18 protein-coding genes are annotated in these 16,503 nt (G+C 64.7%); 11 read left to right on the top strand and 7 right to left on the bottom strand.

Going from position 1 to position 16,503, the window contains the following annotated elements; translation table 11 throughout:
• Nucleotides 1-120 precede the first annotated feature (120 nt).
• The 4 genes from V8J55_RS08150 (at nucleotide 121) to V8J55_RS08165 (ending at nucleotide 2,767) form a co-directional block, all read left to right on the top strand.
• Nucleotides 121-930 carry a dimethylarginine dimethylaminohydrolase family protein gene (locus tag V8J55_RS08150; RefSeq protein WP_336445128.1) on the top strand — a complete coding sequence of 270 codons (810 nt, stop codon included), beginning with the start codon at nucleotides 121-123 and terminating at the stop codon, nucleotides 928-930.
• A gap of 142 nt (nucleotides 931-1,072) precedes the next feature.
• Nucleotides 1,073-1,702, top strand: coding sequence for a DUF2238 domain-containing protein (locus V8J55_RS08155; RefSeq protein ID WP_336445129.1), 630 nt, complete (start codon nucleotides 1,073-1,075; stop codon nucleotides 1,700-1,702).
• 2 nt (nucleotides 1,703-1,704) lie between these two features.
• On the top strand, nucleotides 1,705-2,310 hold the full coding sequence (locus V8J55_RS08160) for a hypothetical protein (RefSeq protein WP_336445130.1): 606 nt from the start codon (nucleotides 1,705-1,707) through the stop codon (nucleotides 2,308-2,310).
• A gap of 1 nt (nucleotide 2,311) precedes the next feature.
• The gene (locus V8J55_RS08165) at nucleotides 2,312-2,767 is read left to right on the top strand and encodes a GFA family protein (protein ID WP_336445131.1); all 456 of its coding nucleotides are present in this window, start codon (nucleotides 2,312-2,314) and stop codon (nucleotides 2,765-2,767) included.
• Between the two features lie 4 nt (nucleotides 2,768-2,771).
• Here the strand turns inward: V8J55_RS08165 and V8J55_RS08170 are convergent, their stop codons facing one another.
• From V8J55_RS08170 to V8J55_RS08180, 3 genes are read right to left on the bottom strand one after another with little or no spacing between them, the layout of a single operon-like run.
• The gene (locus V8J55_RS08170) at nucleotides 2,772-4,361 is read right to left on the bottom strand and encodes an MDR family MFS transporter (RefSeq protein WP_336445132.1); all 1,590 of its coding nucleotides are present in this window, start codon (nucleotides 4,359-4,361) and stop codon (nucleotides 2,772-2,774) included.
• 6 nt (nucleotides 4,362-4,367) lie between these two features.
• On the bottom strand, nucleotides 4,368-5,468 hold the full coding sequence (locus V8J55_RS08175) for an HlyD family secretion protein (RefSeq protein ID WP_336445133.1): 1,101 nt from the start codon (nucleotides 5,466-5,468) through the stop codon (nucleotides 4,368-4,370).
• Complete coding sequence (locus V8J55_RS08180) at nucleotides 5,468-5,914, bottom strand: MarR family winged helix-turn-helix transcriptional regulator (RefSeq protein ID WP_336445134.1); 447 nt, start codon at nucleotides 5,912-5,914, stop codon at nucleotides 5,468-5,470. Before V8J55_RS08180 ends, V8J55_RS08175 begins: the two co-directional genes overlap by 1 nt.
• A gap of 126 nt (nucleotides 5,915-6,040) precedes the next feature.
• On the opposite strand from V8J55_RS08180, the gene V8J55_RS08185 reads away from it, so the two are divergent.
• The 3 genes from V8J55_RS08185 to V8J55_RS08195 all read left to right on the top strand — a co-directional run bounded on the left by V8J55_RS08185 (nucleotide 6,041) and on the right by V8J55_RS08195 (nucleotide 9,387).
• Nucleotides 6,041-6,688, top strand: a complete 648-nt coding sequence (locus V8J55_RS08185) for a 2-hydroxychromene-2-carboxylate isomerase (protein WP_336445135.1) — start codon at nucleotides 6,041-6,043, stop codon at nucleotides 6,686-6,688.
• A 44-nt stretch (nucleotides 6,689-6,732) separates the two neighbouring features.
• Nucleotides 6,733-7,485, top strand: coding sequence for an alpha/beta fold hydrolase (locus V8J55_RS08190; RefSeq protein ID WP_336445136.1), 753 nt, complete (start codon nucleotides 6,733-6,735; stop codon nucleotides 7,483-7,485).
• A 75-nt stretch (nucleotides 7,486-7,560) separates the two neighbouring features.
• Complete coding sequence (locus V8J55_RS08195; RefSeq protein WP_336445137.1) at nucleotides 7,561-9,387, top strand: M2 family metallopeptidase; 1,827 nt, start codon at nucleotides 7,561-7,563, stop codon at nucleotides 9,385-9,387.
• Nucleotides 9,388-9,441: 54 nt separating this feature from the next.
• Here the strand turns inward: V8J55_RS08195 and V8J55_RS08200 are convergent, their stop codons facing one another.
• A complete protein-coding gene (locus V8J55_RS08200; RefSeq protein WP_324071535.1) occupies nucleotides 9,442-9,768 on the bottom strand; it encodes an ArsR/SmtB family transcription factor in 327 nt (108 codons plus the stop codon).
• Nucleotides 9,769-9,816: 48 nt separating this feature from the next.
• Between V8J55_RS08200 and V8J55_RS08205 the strand changes: the two genes are divergently transcribed.
• Both V8J55_RS08205 and V8J55_RS08210 read left to right on the top strand, forming a co-directional pair.
• Entirely contained in the window at nucleotides 9,817-10,299 is a 483-nt protein-coding gene (locus V8J55_RS08205) for an SRPBCC family protein (protein WP_336445138.1), read from the top strand.
• A 342-nt stretch (nucleotides 10,300-10,641) separates the two neighbouring features.
• Nucleotides 10,642-11,448, top strand: coding sequence for a transferrin-binding protein-like solute binding protein (locus V8J55_RS08210; protein WP_336445139.1), 807 nt, complete (start codon nucleotides 10,642-10,644; stop codon nucleotides 11,446-11,448).
• 20 nt (nucleotides 11,449-11,468) lie between these two features.
• Here V8J55_RS08210 and V8J55_RS08215 read toward each other — a convergent pair whose 3' ends face one another.
• Complete coding sequence (locus V8J55_RS08215) at nucleotides 11,469-12,950, bottom strand: AMP nucleosidase (RefSeq protein WP_336445140.1); 1,482 nt, start codon at nucleotides 12,948-12,950, stop codon at nucleotides 11,469-11,471.
• 72 nt (nucleotides 12,951-13,022) lie between these two features.
• The gene (locus tag V8J55_RS08220) at nucleotides 13,023-13,505 is read right to left on the bottom strand and encodes a peroxiredoxin (RefSeq protein ID WP_037513756.1); all 483 of its coding nucleotides are present in this window, start codon (nucleotides 13,503-13,505) and stop codon (nucleotides 13,023-13,025) included.
• Between the two features lie 130 nt (nucleotides 13,506-13,635).
• Between V8J55_RS08220 and V8J55_RS08225 the strand changes: the two genes are divergently transcribed.
• On the top strand, nucleotides 13,636-14,199 hold the full coding sequence (locus V8J55_RS08225) for a YqgE/AlgH family protein (protein WP_152568030.1): 564 nt from the start codon (nucleotides 13,636-13,638) through the stop codon (nucleotides 14,197-14,199).
• Here the strand turns inward: V8J55_RS08225 and V8J55_RS08230 are convergent.
• Nucleotides 14,196-14,594, bottom strand: coding sequence for a hypothetical protein (locus V8J55_RS08230; RefSeq protein WP_336445141.1), 399 nt, complete (start codon nucleotides 14,592-14,594; stop codon nucleotides 14,196-14,198). The genes V8J55_RS08225 and V8J55_RS08230 overlap by 4 nt on opposite strands.
• A 403-nt stretch (nucleotides 14,595-14,997) precedes the next feature.
• Here V8J55_RS08230 and ahcY point away from each other — a divergent pair, with 403 nt between their 5' ends.
• Nucleotides 14,998-16,413: an adenosylhomocysteinase gene (gene ahcY, locus V8J55_RS08235; protein ID WP_336445142.1), complete on the top strand. Its 1,416-nt coding sequence runs from the start codon at nucleotides 14,998-15,000 to the stop codon at nucleotides 16,411-16,413.
• Nucleotides 16,414-16,503 lie beyond the last annotated feature (90 nt).

Raw genomic sequence — 16,503 nt, forward strand, 5'->3', positions numbered from 1 at the left:
GGGAGGGGGACCGCCGCGAAGCGGTGGTGGAGGGGTTGCGACGTCGCGTCACTACCCCTCCGTCAGCGCTTCGCGCTGCCACCTCCCCATGCCTGCGGCACAGGGAGGATCGCCGTGGCGATGGCGAAGCATTCAAGCTATGCCGCTGGCATGACCAGCCCCTGCGCCTTTACCCACGCCCTCTGCCGCGCCCCCGCCCCATCGGCGGTGAGCGGCATCCGTGCCAACGGCGGCCCTGACCCCGACTTCGCCGGCCTTGCTGCCGAACATGCCGCCTATGTAGGGGCGCTCCGCGAACTCGGCCTCGCCGTCGAAGTCCTGCCGCCGCTCGATGACTTTCCCGACGCGCTGTTCACCGAAGATGTCGCGCTGACCTTTCCCGAGGGCGCGATCCTGCTCCGCCCCGGTGCTCCGAGCCGCGCGGGCGAAGTCGCGCATATCCGCGAGGCGCTCGCGGCGCGCCACGCCACTTTGCTCGAAATGACCGGCCCCGGCCATGTCGACGGCGGCGATGTGCTGCGTCTTGCCGACCGCGTGATCATCGGCCTGTCCGACCGCACCGACCGCGCGGGTGCCACCGAACTCGCGGCTTTGCTCGAACGGCTGGGTTATCGCGCCCAGATCGCGGTAACGCCCGCGGGCGTGCTCCATTTCAAGACCGGCTGCAGCCTGATCGACGAAAGCACGATCCTCGCCGTACCCGCGATGCGCGATTGTCCCGAATTTGCGGGCCTCGAAGTCGTGCTGACCCCGCCCGGCGAAGAGGGTGCGGCGAATATCCTCCGCGTGCGCGATACCGTCCTCGTCGGCACGCGCTGGCTGGCGACGCAGGCGATGCTGGCGGCGCGCGGCGTGCCTTTCCGCCCGCTGCCGACCGACCAGATCGCGCGCATCGACGCCGGGCTCAGCTGTATGTCGCTTCGCTGGTGACGCATCGAAAATCGCTGTCCTACAATATCTTGCTAGATTAGGTCCTCGGCATGATGCAAGCACCGATGCCGCGCCCGACACCTGCATTTGCGAGTGAAGTTAGGCAGTTTTCCGCCATTTCTGCCTTGGCGGGTTTCGGTCGATGACGACTGCTCCGGCGCGCCCCGAAGCGCAAAGGCCGCTGATCGGCCTGCTCCTTGCGCTCCTCCTTCTCGCGCAGATCGACCAGCCCTATCCCGAGGTTGCGCTGCTCCAGCATATCCCGACGATGCTGCTGATCGTTGCGGCGCCCTGGTTGCTCCGCCGCTGGCCGCTATCGACGCCAGCCGTCGCGTGCATCGCGCTCTTCATGGCGCTCCACACGCTCGGCGGCCGCTACGCCTACAGCAATGTCCCTTATGACGAATGGGTTCGCGCGCTGACCGGCACCAGCCTCTCCGACGCCTTCGGATGGACGCGCAACCATTATGACCGGCTCGTCCATTTCGCCTTCGGCGCGCTGTCGGTCATCCCCGTCGCCGAAATCGCGCGGCGCTGGGGCGGCCTCGGCCCGCGCGGTGCGGCCTTAACCGTGCTTGGTTGGGTGCTGGCCATCTCGAGCCTCTACGAAATCTTCGAATGGCTGCTCACCATCGTCGCGGCGGGCGAAACCGCCGACCGCTACAATGGCCAGCAGGGCGATATCTGGGACGCGCAAAAGGATATGGCGCTCGCGCTGCTGGGTGCGATAGGGGTGATGGCGATGGGGCCGATCATCGGGAACAGGAGATAGGCATGCGCAAGTTCACGACCCTCGCGATGGTGGCGCTGCTCGCCGCGTGCAAACCCGCCGCCGACAAAGCCCCCGTCGACGCCGATCCTGTCGCCCCGGCGGTGCCCGAGGCGAAGGCCGACGGCCCCGCCGCGGCGACCACGGCGGTCAGCCTCGACGGCGAGGGACTGCGCTTCGTCGACACGAACAGCGGCAAGACCAGCCTGCTTGCCTTCGGCGTCCCGCGCGCACAGGCCGAAACCGCGCTCGCCAATGTTGCGGGCAAGGAGGATGACCGCAGCACCAACGAGGAATGCGGCGCGGGCGCGATGGAATTCACCCGCTACGACGCGATGACGCTCAATTTCCAGGGCGGAAAATTCGCCGGCTGGTTCCTCGGCAACGAACCCGGCGCCGACAGCTATTCGACGATGAGCGGCATCGCCATCGGCACGACGCGCGCCAAGGCAAAGGAATCGGTCTCGATCGTCGACCTCGAGGACAGCACGCTGGGCGAGGAGTTCAGCATCGGCACCGGCGACAATCTCATCGGCGGCATGTTCGCGGCGCCCGGCGATGCGGCAAAGATCGACGCGTTGTTCGCCGGCACCAACTGTTTCTTCCGCTGATATGACGCGGGAAATCACCGGCGGCTGCCGCTGCGGCCAACTGCGTTACAGCTTCAAGCAGGACGGGCCGCTCCTCAACTATTGCTGCCACTGCCTCGACTGCCAGAAATCGACCGCGAGCGCCTTTGCCGATCAGTTGATTGTATCGACCGACGCGTTGACACTGACAGGGCGAAGCGTGACCTTTTCGACCGAGCGCCCGTCGGGCGGAACGACGAACAACCAGCATTGCCCCGACTGTTTCAGCCGCGTGTGCAACGCGAACACCGTCTATCCCGCGATGACGATCGTCCGCGCCGGGACGCTCGACGATCCATCGGAGCTCGAACCCTTCGCGCATATCTGGGTGAAGCGAAAGCGCGGATGGATAGCGATCGCAGAAGGCGTGCCGACCTTCGACGAAAGTCCCGATCCGATGGAGTTCATGCGTTTTGCAACCGCGCGGCGCGGCGCCTGATCTGTCAGTGCCCCATATCCGCCGCCGAGGCCTTCGGCCCGCCCGGTTTGGGTGGGCGTAGCAACAGCACCAGCGGCACCGACGCCAGCGTCACCCACATCATCGCCCAGAAATCGTCGATATAGGCGACCATCGCTGCCTGCCGGTTGATCTCGGCATTGACCATCGCCAGCGCCGCATCGCCCGCGATGCCGAAGCGGTCAGCGGTCGACGGGTCGAGCAGGCTGACCGAGCTGTTGGTGACATGCGCGGCCAGATCCTCGTGGCTCCGCTGGATGTTCGACCCGAGCAGCGTGGTGACGATCGAGATGCCGACCGAGGCGCCGAGGCTGCGGAACAGGTTGAGCAGGCTCGACCCGTCGGTGCGATATTGCGGCTCGATCGTCGCGAACGCCATCGTGTTCAAGGGAATGAAGATCAGCCCCATGCCGAGCCCTTGCACCAGCCCGCTGACGATCACCGGCTGCATTCCCATCATCAGCGACCAATGGCTCATCTGCCAGAGCGAGTAAGCCGCGATGAGCAGGCCGGTTCCGACCAGCCACCGCGCGTCGATCTTGCCGAGCAATTGGCCCGCGACCCACATGCTGGCGAGGATGCCGATCCCGCGCAGCGCGAGCACGATGCCGGTGTCGATCACCGGCCAGCCGAACAGATTCTGCAGCATTGGCGGCAGCAGCGCCATCGACGCGAACATCACGACGCCGATCACGACCATGAAACCCATCGCGGTGACGAGATTGCGGTCGGCGAGCATCGCGCGGCTGAACAAGGGCGCGCGCGCCGTGAACATATGGACGACGAACATCCACAGGCAGGAGACGGCGACGCCCAGTTCGATCCAGATTTCGATGCTCTCGAACCAGTCCTGATGCGCGCCGCGGTCGAGCATCAGCTGGAGCGCGGCAAGCCCCAGCGCGAGCATCGAGAAACCGAACAGGTCGAACCGCCGCGTGACGCTTTTTGTCTTGGGCAGCAGCGCCCACATCATCGCGAGCGTGATCAGCCCGACGGGCAGGTTGACGTAAAAGACCCAGCGCCAGTTGACGCTTTCGGTCAGCCAGCCGCCCAATATCGGCCCCAGGATCGGCCCGATCATAATCCCCATGCCCCAGATCGACATCGCGCGCGCATGGCGCTCGGGCGGGTTGATGTCGAGCATCACCGACTGCGACAGCGGGCCGATAAAGGCGGCGCTGACCCCCTGCAGGAAGCGGAAGGCGACCATCTGCTCGAGCGTCTGCGCGGCGCCGCACGCCATCGACGCGACGATGAAGCCCGCGACCGCGGCGATGAACAATTCGCGTCGCCCGATGCGGTCGGCGAGCCAGCCGGTGATCGGCATCGCGACCGCCGAGGCGAGGATATAGCTCGTCAGCACCCACGTCACCGTCTCGCTCGTCGCGCCGAGTGCCGACTGCATGTGCGGGATCGCGACATTGGCGATCGTCGTGTCGAGGATCTGCATGATCGACGCGCCCATGACCGCGACGGTCAGCAGCCCGCGATAGCGCACGCGTTCGTGCAGCGGGATCGACTCGTCATCAGGGAGCGCCGCGGCCGACGGCCGACGGGGAAGGGCGTTGCTCGCCACCGGACGTTACTTCGTAAACACCCGCACGTCCGCCGACAGCCCCGCGATCATGTCGCGCGCGGGCTTTTCGTCGAAGGCGATGCGTACCGGCACGCGCTGCGTCACCTTGACCCAGTTGCCCGTGGCATTCTGCGCCGGCAGCACCGAAAATTCGCTGCCCGTGCCCGCACCGATCGTCAGCACATGGCCGCGCACCTTCACCCCCGGATAGGCGTCGAAGCTGATTTCGGCGCGCTGGCCGACGCGCATGTCGGCGAGGTCGGTTTCCTTGAAATTGGCCTCGACCCACGGATGCGCGGTATCGACCAGCGTCACCGCGGGAAGCCCCGCGACCATCATCTGGCCGACCTGCAGCCGGTCCGACTGCGCGATACGGCCGGCACTCGGCGCGCGAACCGTCGTGCGGCCCATGTTCACCTGCGCCTGCGAGCGCTGGACGCGCGCCGCCTCGACCTGCGGGTTGATCCCGCTCGACGGGCCGGCGGCGAGCTTGGTGCGCGCTTCGGCGGCGGCCGCCTCGGCTTGACGTACGCTCTCTCGCGCCTGCTGGAGCGCGTGGCGTGACGCGTCATAGGCGGCCCTCGTTGTGAAGCCCTTTTCCATCAGTGCCGCCTGCCGGTCGAAGGTCACCTGCGCGAACTTCACATCCTCGCGCGCCGCAGCGATGTCGACATTCGACGTGTTCGCGCTCGCCGACAGATTGCCGACCTCGACCTCGGCCGCGTCGATCGCGGCGGTCGCCTGCGCGACGGTCAGCGCATAGGGTTCGCCATCGATGCGGAACAGCAGCTGGCCCTTCGCGACCTGCTGGCCATCGCGCACCGCAACCTCGGTAATCCGCCCGCCGACTTCGGCGGCGACCGACACCTTGTCCATCTGGACATAGGCATTGTCGGTCGACACCGACCCGCCGCTCGTCAGCCACCAGCCGGCGCCGCCCGCGATCAACGCGAAGGGCAGGCCGAACATCAGGATGCGCGTGCGCCAGCTCGCCTTGGACGCATTCTCGGTTTCGAGTGCCGGGCTCGGCAAGGGGTCGGCCTTTGGCGCCGCCTTGGGCGGGGTGGCGTTTTCGGCCTTCGGGCGAGAGGGGGAGAGCTGGTCCATCAGGCGATTTCTTCTTCTTTTTGGCAAATGCGGCGGGAGAGGTTGGCGCGGACGCGTTCGACGAGATCGATGAGCTGGTCGCGCTCGGTTGCGCTCAGCCCTTCGGTCGCCTCGGCGGTTAGCGCGTCAGCCATCTCGCGCATTCCGCCGAGCAGCTCGCCGGCGCGTGGGGTCAGATAGAGCTGCCAGGCGCGGCGGTCGGCGGGGTCGGCGCGGCGCTCGACCAGTCCGGCCTCGACCAGCCGGTCGACCATGCGCGACAAGGTGATCGGTTCGACCTCGATCAGCTCGGCGAGCGGTCCCTGCCTTATGCCTTCGTGCCGCTTCAGATAGGTGATGAGGCGCCATTGCAGCGCGGTGATGCCGCTATCGCGCGTGCGCGCGTTGAACGAACGCCGGAACAGGCGCGCGGTATCGTTGAGCAGGAATCCGATCGTTTCACTCATGGACTAGGATATAATAGCAATTGCTACTATTTTCAACGTCCGGATTTTGCAGCCAACAATCTCGAATCTGGTGTAAATTTTCTTTACACTGCTTGCGCCGAGCGCGTTTTTCGGCAGGATGACGTTATGAGTTTGACCGCAGACCTCTTCTGGTCCTTTCGCTCGCCGTACAGCTACCTCGCTATCGGCCGTTATCGCGCGCTCGCCGCCAGCCACGATCTGACGATCAACCTGCGCCCGGTCTATCCGCTTGCGATCCGCCAGCCCGACTTCTTCGAGCGCAACCATCCCAATTGGCTAAGCTATACGGTGCGCGACATGATCCGGGTCGCGCAGTTTCATGGCATCCCCTTTGGCCCCCCGCGCCCCGATCCGATCGTGCAGGACATCGCGACCCGCGCGATCGCGGCCGAGCAACCTTATATCTATCGCCTGACGCGGCTCGGGCAGGCGGCGTCGCGGCGCGGCAAGGGACTTGGTTTTGCGCATGAAGCGGCACAGCTCATCTGGGGCGGGGCGCAGGACTGGCACCTCGGCGATCATCTGGCGGGCGCTGCGAAACGCGCCGGCCTCGACCTCTCCGAGCTCGACGCCGAAGCGGTGAGTGAGGCCGAACTGCTCGATAACGAGATTGCGGCGAACCAGGTCGCGCTCGAGATTGCCGGCCATTGGGGCGTGCCGACTCTGGTATTCGACGGCGAGCCCTTCTTCGGGCAGGACCGGATCGAAATGGCGAAATGGCGCATGGAGCAAAAGGGCTTGCGCCCGCGCTGATCGGCGCTTGCCGAACCGGGCGCGATGGGCGCATAGCGCGGCGCATGACGAACGAACCCCAATATTTCGAAGCGCGCGACGGCGTGCGGCTGGCGTGGCGCGAGATGGGTGAAGGACGCCCTCTCTTTTTGCTTCACGGCCTGTTTTCGAGCGGCGAGGTCAACTGGATCAAGTTCGGCACCGCCGCGCGCGTGGCATCCGAAGGATATCGCGTGATCATGCCCGACCTGCGCGTCCACGGGTCGAGCGACGCGCCGCACGAGGAGGAGTTTTATCCGCCCGACGTGCTCGTGCACGACCTCGAGGATCTGGTGGCGCATCTCGGCCTGACCGATTTTGACCTCGGCGGCTTTTCGCTCGGCGCGCGCACCAGCGCGCGCGCGGTGGTCGCGGGGATGCTGCCACGCCGGCTGATCCTCGGCGGGATGGGGTTGGCGGGGCTTGCCGGCTGGCAGCGGCGCGGCAAATTCTTCAGGCGCGTCATCGCCGAATATGAAACGGCAAAGCGCGGCGACGACACCTGGCTGTCGATCCAGTTTATGAAGACGATGAAGGTCGACCGCATCGCGGCGGGGCATCTGCTCGACAGCTTCACCGACACGACCCCCGAAATGCTCGCGGCGCTGACGATGCCGACGCTCGTCGTGTGCGGCGCGCAGGATCAGGACAATGGATCGGCCGAGGAGCTGGTTGCGGCGCTCGCCGACGCCAGGCTCGCGACGATCCCCGGCACGCATATGACGAGCGTCACCCAGCCCGAGCTGGGCGAGGCGATCGCCGCCTTTCTCGCGGCTTGACCGGACTCGCGCCAAGCGCCTAGCTGTTCGCATGCGCCGTAGAGCGCTGCGATAACTTTCCAGAGGACGCACCCCATGAAAGCCATGATTTCGACGCTGTCGCTTGCCCTGTCGCTCGCGGTGGCGACCCCCGCTTTTGCCCAAACCGCGGCGACGGCCGCACCCACGGCAGCCGACGCCGACGCCTTTATCGCGTCGGTCGAAAAGGACCTGTTCGACTATACGGTCGAGGCGAGCCAGGTGAACTGGGTCAACAGCACTTACCTGACCGAAGATACCGATGCGATGGCGTCGCGGATCAACGCGGTGGGCACCGAAAAATCGGTCAAATATGCGCTCGAAGCCGCCAAATATAAGGATGTGGCGGGGCTCAGCGCCGACACGAAGCGCAAGCTCGACATATTGCGCACCGGCATCGTGCTGCCCGCGCCGACGACCCCGGGCGCCGCGGCCGAGCTTAACACGATCGCGACCGACCTGCAGTCGCAGTACGGCAAGGGCCGCGGCACGCTGGACGGCAAGGAAATCTCGGGCTCGGACATCGAGGCCGCGATGGGCGACCTCAAGCACACGCCGGCGCAATTCGCCGAAATGTGGACGAGCTGGCACGACAAGGTCGGCGCGCCGATGAAGGATGATTATGCCAAGCTGGTCGGCATCGCGAACGCCGGCGCGAAGGAGCTGGGTTTCGCCGACACGGGCGCGATGTGGCGTTCGGGGTACGACATGCCACCCGAGGAATTCGCCAAGGTCACCGAGAAGATCTGGCAGGACATGAAGCCGCTATACGTCGCGCTCCACACCTATGTCCGCTGGAAGCTGAACGAGAAATATGGCGACGCGGTGCAGGCCAAGACCGGTCCGATCCGCGCCGACCTGCTCGGCAATATGTGGGCGCAGGAATGGGGCAATATCTACCCGCTCGTCGCGCCCGCGGGGACCGGCGACCTCGGCTATGACATCGGCGACCTGTTGACCGCGCAGGGCAAGACCCCGCTCAACATGGTCAAGGCGGGCGAGAATTTCTATTCGTCGCTTGGGCTGGCGCCGCTGCCCGAAACCTTCTGGAAGCGCAGCCAGTTTCTGAAGCCCGCCGACCGCGAAGTCGTCTGCCATGCCTCGGCGTGGGATGTCGACAATAAGGACGATATCCGCATCAAGATGTGCATCAAGGTGAACGGCGACGATTTCATCACGATCCACCACGAGCTTGGCCACAATTATTATCAGCGCGCGTACAACAAGCAGCCGTTCCTGTACCTCAACGGCGCGAACGACGGCTTCCACGAGGCGATCGGCGATTTCGTCGCGCTGTCGATCACGCCGCAATATCTCGTCGACATCGGGCTGCTCGACAAGGCGAAGGTGCCGAGCGCCGACAAGGACATCGGCCTGCTGCTGCGTCAGGCGATGGACAAGGTCGCCTTCCTGCCCTTCGGCCTGCTCGTCGACCGCTGGCGCTGGGGCGTCTTCGACGGGTCGATCCAGCCCGCCGATTACAACAAGAAATGGACCGAGCTGCGCACGCAATATCAGGGTATCGTCCCGCCGGGCGCGCGGCCGGCGAATGCGTTCGACGCGGGCGCGAAGTTCCACATTCCGGGCAACACGCCCTACACGCGCTATTTCCTCGCGCGCGTGCTGCAGTTCCAATTCTATCAGGCGGCGTGCAAGCAGGCCGGGTGGAAGGGGCCGCTCCATCGCTGCTCCTTCTATGGCAACAAGCAGGTCGGCGCGAAGCTGAACGCGATGCTCGAAATGGGCGCGTCGAAGCCCTGGCCCGATGCGCTGCAGGCCTTCACCGGCAGCCGCGAAATGTCGGGCAAGGCGATGGCCGATTATTTCGCGCCGCTGAAGACATGGCTCGACGCGCAGAACAAGGGCAAGCCGCAGGGCTGGTGAGCCGAGCGATCGACGACAAGCAGAAAGGCCGGGGCGGCGACGCCCCGGCCTTTTTCATTGCGCCTCGACCGACTGTTTGAACCGCGCGAGCCGTGCGCTCGCGGCGGCGGCGTGCGGGCCGATCCAGCGGTCGTGGATATCCTGGATCGGCACCGCGTTGAGATGGTTCCAGCGCTCGCGCCCGCGGCGCTCCGCGATCACCAGCCCCGCATCCTCCAGCACCTTCAGATGTTGCATCACCGTGCAGCGGTCGATGTCGGCGAAATGGCCGCACAGCGCGCCGGTCGTCAGCGGCTGGTCCTTCAGGTCGTCGAGAATCTGGCGCCGGATCGGCGAGGCGAGCGCCTTGAACGTCGCGTCGAACTGGTCGTGAATTGACATGTTATATAAATATAACATAAAAGGATGTGACTCAAGCGGAGAATAGACATGGAACTGAAATTCAGGGTCGCGGCGCGGATCGCGAAACCGGTGGCCGAGGTGTTCGAGGCGGTCGCCGATCCGAAGACATTGTCCGAATATTTCACCACCGGCGGCGCCGACGGCCGGCTCGAGACCGGCGCGACGGTGACGTGGGATTTCGCCGATTTCCCTGGCGCCTTTCCGGTCTATGTGACCGAAGTGGTCAAGGACGAGAAGATCGTCCTCGAATGGCAGGCGAGCGAAGGCGAGCCTCACAATGTCGAGGGCGCCGAGCAGAAGGACAGCGATTATCGCACCAAGGTGACGATGCGCTTCAAGGGGCTCGACGACGGACGCACTTTGGTCGAGATCGCCGAGGAAGGCTGGCGCGAAAATCAGGGTGCGCTCAGCGCCTCCTACGGCAATTGCCAGGGGTGGGCGCAGATGCTCTGCGCGCTCAAGGCGTGGCTGGAGCATGGCATCAACTTGCGCGAGGGCATGTATAAATAGGCGGTGGCCATGAACACGAAACTCGACCGCAACGGAAAGCAGACCGCGATTTAAGCACGCGGTTCGACCGTCTTTACCTATGAAATTACTTGCTTTAGTTGCCTCCTCCCGGTTTGACGACCTTCCGGGAAATTGTCTCGGCACGGTTCGGGGCGGGCAGTATATTGCGGGGGCTTGATGGCGAGATTTTGTTTTCGGGGAGCGGCCGTTGCGCCGCTGCTCGTATCGTTGGCGGCGTGTGGCGGTGGGGGCGGCGATACCGGAGGGGGCAGTCCCCCGGTCGTCGTTGCACCGGCCCCCACGCCAACCCCTACTCCGGCCCCGACACCCACTCCGACCTCGATGCAATACGCCGATCCCTTCGCGTTCGATCGCGAACGCTTTTTCGAGTCGGCGCTGGTCGAGGTTCGGTACGAAGAAGTCTACGACGACAACTCGCCGAGATTTTATAGTTTTGTGAGTTCCACCGGCAGAATCAACACGGCGCCCGGCGCGGCGGTGCTGACCTGGCATCCTGAAAAGAGCGGTTCGGTGCGGCTCGACAATGTGACGACCTCCTATGATTCCACCTCGCTAACCGCGCAAACGGCGGACGGTTTCCGTTTCATCCGTACGATGCCTAGCGAACAGCATATCTATGGCTGGGGGCGCTCAAGCCAATTGCGGAACGTCGCCGTCGCCTATCAGGAAAAGCGGTGGGCCGGTTTCTTCGATAATGGTCCGCGACGAGGTATCGAAACTACGCAATATTTCCTTGCCGGACAGCGGACCCCCGCGACTGATATGCCGACCGCCGGTGTCTTGTCTTACCAGGGCGCCAGCTCTTCGAGCCGCAGCGACCCGATCGTTCTGGGGCGAGACAGCCGGTGGTATCTGTCCGGGCAACAGACGCTCTCGGTCGATCTGACGACGGGGCGCGCGACCGGAAGCTGGACCGCAAACAACGGCCTGCGCTTTGAGCTGAACGGCGTGGTGCAGGGCGACAACAGTCTCCGCATTAACGGCACGATGGCAGCGGCGGACGGGAGCTTCAGCGGCCGGTTCATCGGTTTCTTCTATGGCCCCCAGGCGAGGGAAGTCGGAATATTGTTTCTTCTGGAGAGCCACAATTTTGCGACGGATGGATTCTTCGTCGGCGCGCGCCGCTGATATCCGACGATCGGATTCGTTTACCGAAAGGGCGGCTCGTTGAATGCGCGCAGTTTGCGGCTGTGGAGCTTGGCGCCCTCGTCGCGCATCGTCTCGCACGCGCGGATGCCGATCTGGAGATGCGCGGCGATCGCTTCCTCATAGAAGCGGTTCGCCTGTCCGGGCAGTTTGAGTTCACCGTGGAGCGGCTTGTCGCTGACGCAGAGCAAGGTGCCGTAGGGGACGCGGAAGCGATAGCCTTGCGCCGCGATCGTCGCCGACTCCATGTCGATGCCGATCGCGCGCGATTGCGAGAAGCGCAGCGCGCTGTCGGTGTAGCGCAGCTCCCAGTTGCGGTCGTCGGTGGTGACGACGGTGCCGGTGCGCATGCGTTTCTTGAGGTCGGCGCCGGTGGCGCCCGACACCGTTTCGGCGGCGGTCGCGAGCGCGACCTGCACTTCGGCGATCGGCGGGATCGGGATGGCGACCGGCAGCACCGCGTCGAGGATATGGTCGTCGCGGAGGTATGCGTGCGCGAGCACATAATCGCCGATGCGCTGGCTGGGGCGCAGCCCGCCGCAGTGACCGATCATCAGCCACGCCTCGGGACGGAGCACCGCGAGATGGTCGCAGATCGTCTTGGCGTTCGAGGGGCCGACGCCGATGTTGACGAGCGTGATGCCGCCGCCGTCGGGGGCAATGAGGTGATAGGCGGGCATCTGGTGCCGCCGCCAGGCGCTGTCGGCGACGAGCGCGCTGGCGTTGACGCCCGGCTGGTCGACATAGAGCCCCGCGGCGCCGGCGAGCGCGGTGTAGCGGCCCTGACCGACCTGCGCCCCTGCCCAGGCGACGAATTCGTCGACGTAGCGATGATAGTTGGTGAACAGGATATAGCGCTGGAAATGCTCGGGGGCGGTGCCGGTATAGTGGCGGAGGCGCGCGAGGCTGAAATCGGTACGCAGCGCGTCGAACAGCGCGAGCGGCTGCGCCGCGGCCGGGTCTTGGCCGAAGAGGCCGTCGGCGAGTTCGTCGCCGATATCGGCCAATTCGGTGGTCGGAAAATGGCGCGCGAGTTCGAGCGGCGTGACCCCGCCCATGTCCGACCCGTCGCTGGCGTCGAGCACATAGGGGAAGGGGATCTGCTGTCCGGTGCGCGTGACTTCGAGCGTGATGTCATAGTGGCGCGCGAGGAGCATGAGCTGTTCGCGGAGGTAATCGGCGAACAGGTCGGGGCGCGTCACCGTGGTGACGAACTCGCCCGCGCGTTCGAAGCGGCCGAAGGAGAGATTATGCCCCTTCTGTCCCTCGCGCTGTTCGCCGGTGGTGACGAGGCGGATCGCGGGATAGTCGAACAGGCCCGTCGCCGCGGCGTCGGCCGGCGGCAGCGTGCGGTCGCGGACATAGGCGGCGATCGCCGATATGAGATTGGAGACCGACGTGCGGAACGCGGTTTGAAGTTCGGCGATGATCTCGTCGACGAGCGCGGTGGGGTCGGTGGTTTCTTGCGATGAATTGGATGTCATCGCGTCGCTGTTGCATGAAAATGTGACAAAAGGGAAGGGGGCAGCCCGATGGCTGCCCCCTTCCCGAATTGCTTATAGCTGTTCGAGCATATGGTCGGCGCTCGACACCTTGAATTCGCCGGGGGCTTCGACGTTGAGCTGTTCGACGACGCCGTCGTTGACGATCATCGAGAAGCGCTGGCCGCGCTTGCCCATGCCGAACGCCTTGCCGTCCATGGTGAGGCCGACGGCTTCGGCGAAATCGCCATTGCCGTCGGCGAGCATCGTCACCGCGGAACCGGCATTCGCATTCTTGCCCCACGCGCCCATCACGAAGGCGTCGTTGACCGCGGTGCAGACGATTTCGTCGACGCCCTTGGCCTTCAGTTCCTCGGCCTTGTCGACGAAGCCCGGCAGGTGCTTGGCCGAGCAGGTCGGGGTGAAGGCGCCGGGGACCGAGAAGAGCGCGACCTTGCGGCCCTTGAAATAATCGGCGGTGCTGACCTGTTCGGGGCCGTTTTCGGTGACCTTTACGAAGGTGGCGTCGGGCAGCTTGTCTCCGGTCTGGATCGTCATGGTCGGCATCCTTTCATTGAGGGGATTTGGTGGCGTGACATTGGGTGAGCCGGTCGCCAAGTCAAGCGCGCCCGGGACCCGTTGTTCGAAAAGCTGGACCGCGCCGCCGCGACGCGGCATGATGGCGCCCATGAGCACAGACCCCACCTGGTTCACCGGCCAGCTGCTGCTTGCGCTGCCGGGCATCGGCGATCCCCGTTTCGAACATTCGGTGATCGCGATGATCAGCCATGACGAAGAGGGCGCGATGGGGATCGGCATCGACGATCCGATCGATGGCATGACCGTCGGCGCGGTGCTCGACCAGCTCGAAATCGCGCACGACGTTCCGCTCGACCAACCCGTTTTTCTCGGCGGACCGGTCGAGCCGTCGCGCGGCTTCGTCCTCCACAGCCTCGACTGGGGCGGGCAGGAGGCGGTGCAGGTCGGCGATCGCTGGATGGTGTCGAGCTCGCACGATATATTGCGCGCGATCGGCGAGGGGCGCGGCCCTTCGCGCTGGCTGGTGGCGCTCGGTTATGCGGGCTGGTCGCCGGGGCAGCTCGAAGGCGAGATGGTTCGCCACGGCTGGCATGTCACGCCCGGCAGCGACGGCCTGTTGTTCGAAACGCCGCCCGCCGAACGATGGCAGGCGGCGTTTGCCGAAGCGGGAGTGGACGCCCGCTTGCTGACCACCGAAGGCGGCGAGGCTTAGCGCGCGAGCGCGAGCAGCGGACGGCCCTGATCGAGGTTGGCGCGTGCGGTGCGCGCGGCCCAGCGCGAATCGACATAGCGGCCATCGGCGAGTTCGAGATCATAGCGGATCGGGCTGCCGATCGCGTTGTCGTAGGCGGCGGCGGCTTCGGCGGTGCGACCCAGACGAGCGTAAGCGGTGCCAAGATTGATCAGTCGCGACGGGTCGCGCGCGTCGAGGCCGGTGTCGCCGGTCAGCTTTTCGACCGCGGCGCGATTTTCACCGGCCTTGAGCTCGGCATAAGCGACCGGAAGTACCTCCGAATCGGCTTGCGGCGCGGTAACGACGACGATCGATTGCGCCGCAGCAGGGCTCGCAAAGGCCAGCGCGAAGAGCGGCAGCAGAATTTTTTTCATCTTTCGTATCTCCCCGAAAACTTTCGCCGATTTTCTCGCGTGCTGGGCAAAAAGTCAATATTTCCGGGGGTTTGTAACACTGTTGTCACAATAGCGAATTAAGCTAATCGCAAGGCGCATTATAAGTCAGGATTTTCAGAATCTTGGCGATCTCGACTCGTTGTCACAAAATCGTGGCCGCGATTGTCACAATTGCGTCCGCTAAAAATTATTTTCGTGAGGTCGGTGCTTTTGCGCCGCCGATTCGTGCGTCCGGCATCCGGGTGGGCGGTGTCGATATTGCGATATAAAGAAAAGTTTATATTTGATCGGTGGCGGCGTTTCGGCTAGGGCGCCGGGCATAATTACCTGACTTTTCGTGGCCGCTCGCCTGCGGCCGAACTCGCCTACAGGAGACTTAACCGTGGCCACTCTCGCCGCCGATACCCGTGATTATGTGATCGCCGACATCGGCCTCGCCGACTTCGGTCGCAAGGAAATCAACATCGCCGAAACCGAAATGCCGGGCCTGATGGCGCTGCGCAGCGAATTCGGCGCGGCGCAGCCGCTGAAGGGCGCGAAGATCGTCGGGTCGCTGCACATGACGATTCAGACCGCGGTGCTGATCGAGACGCTGACCGCGCTCGGCGCCGAAGTCCGCTGGGCGACGTGCAACATCTTCTCGACGCAGGACCATGCCGCCGCCGCGATCGCCGCGTCGGGGGTGCCGGTGTTCGCGGTGAAGGGCGAAAGCCTCGCCGATTACTGGGACTATGTCGGCCGCATTTTCGACTGGGGCGTCGAAGATGGCACGACGTGCAACCTGATCCTCGACGACGGCGGCGACGCCACGATGTTCGCGCTGTGGGGCGCGAAGCTCGAAGCCGGGCAGGAAATGCCGGCGCCCGAGAATGAAGAAGAAATCGAAATGCAGCGCGCGCTGAAGGCGTTCGTTGCGGCGAACCCCGGCTACCTGACCAAGACGGTCAAGGCGATCAAGGGCGTGTCGGAAGAAACGACGACCGGCGTCCACCGCCTGTACCACATCGCCAAGAAGGGCGAGCTGCCCTTCCCCGCGATCAACGTCAACGACAGCGTCACCAAGTCGAAGTTCGACAACCTCTATGGTTGCAAGGAATCGCTCGTCGACGCGATCCGCCGCGGCACCGACGTGATGCTTGCGGGCAAGGTCGCGACCGTCGCCGGCTTCGGCGACGTCGGCAAGGGCTCGGCGCAGTCGCTTCGCAACGGCGGCGCGCGTGTGCTCGTCACCGAAATCGATCCGATCTGCGCGCTGCAGGCGGCGATGGAAGGCTTCGAGGTCGTGACGATGGACGAAGCCGTCAAGCGTTCGGACATCTTCGTCACCGCGACCGGCAACGCCGACGTGATCACCGCCGAACATATGGCGGCGATGAAGAATATGGCGATCGTCTGCAACATCGGCCACTTCGACAGCGAGATCCAGATTGCGGCGCTCGCGAACTACAAGTGGACCGAAGTGAAGCCGCAGGTCGACCTGGTCGAATTCCCCGACGGCAAGCAGATCATCATCCTGTCGAAGGGTCGCCTCGTGAACCTCGGCAACGCCACCGGCCACCCGAGCTTCGTGATGTCGGCGAGCTTCACCAACCAGACGCTCGCGCAGATCGAGCTGTGGACGCGCAGCGAGCAGTATAAGAACGACGTGTACGTCCTGCCCAAGCATCTCGACGAAAAGGTCGCGGCGCTGCACCTCGAAAAGCTGGGCGTGAAGCTCAGCCAGCTCACCAAGAAGCAGGCCGATTATATCGGCGTGCCGGTCGCAGGGCCGTTCAAGCCCGACCATTATCGTTACTGATCGGTCGAGGGCCTCGCCCTCGTCGTAACGATAGAAAACTGTGGACGGCGCGCCCATCGGACGATGCGGCGCGCCGATCCGTAATGACAT

The organism is Sphingopyxis sp. CCNWLW2, from assembly GCF_037095755.1.
Taxonomy (GTDB): domain Bacteria; phylum Pseudomonadota; class Alphaproteobacteria; order Sphingomonadales; family Sphingomonadaceae; genus Sphingopyxis.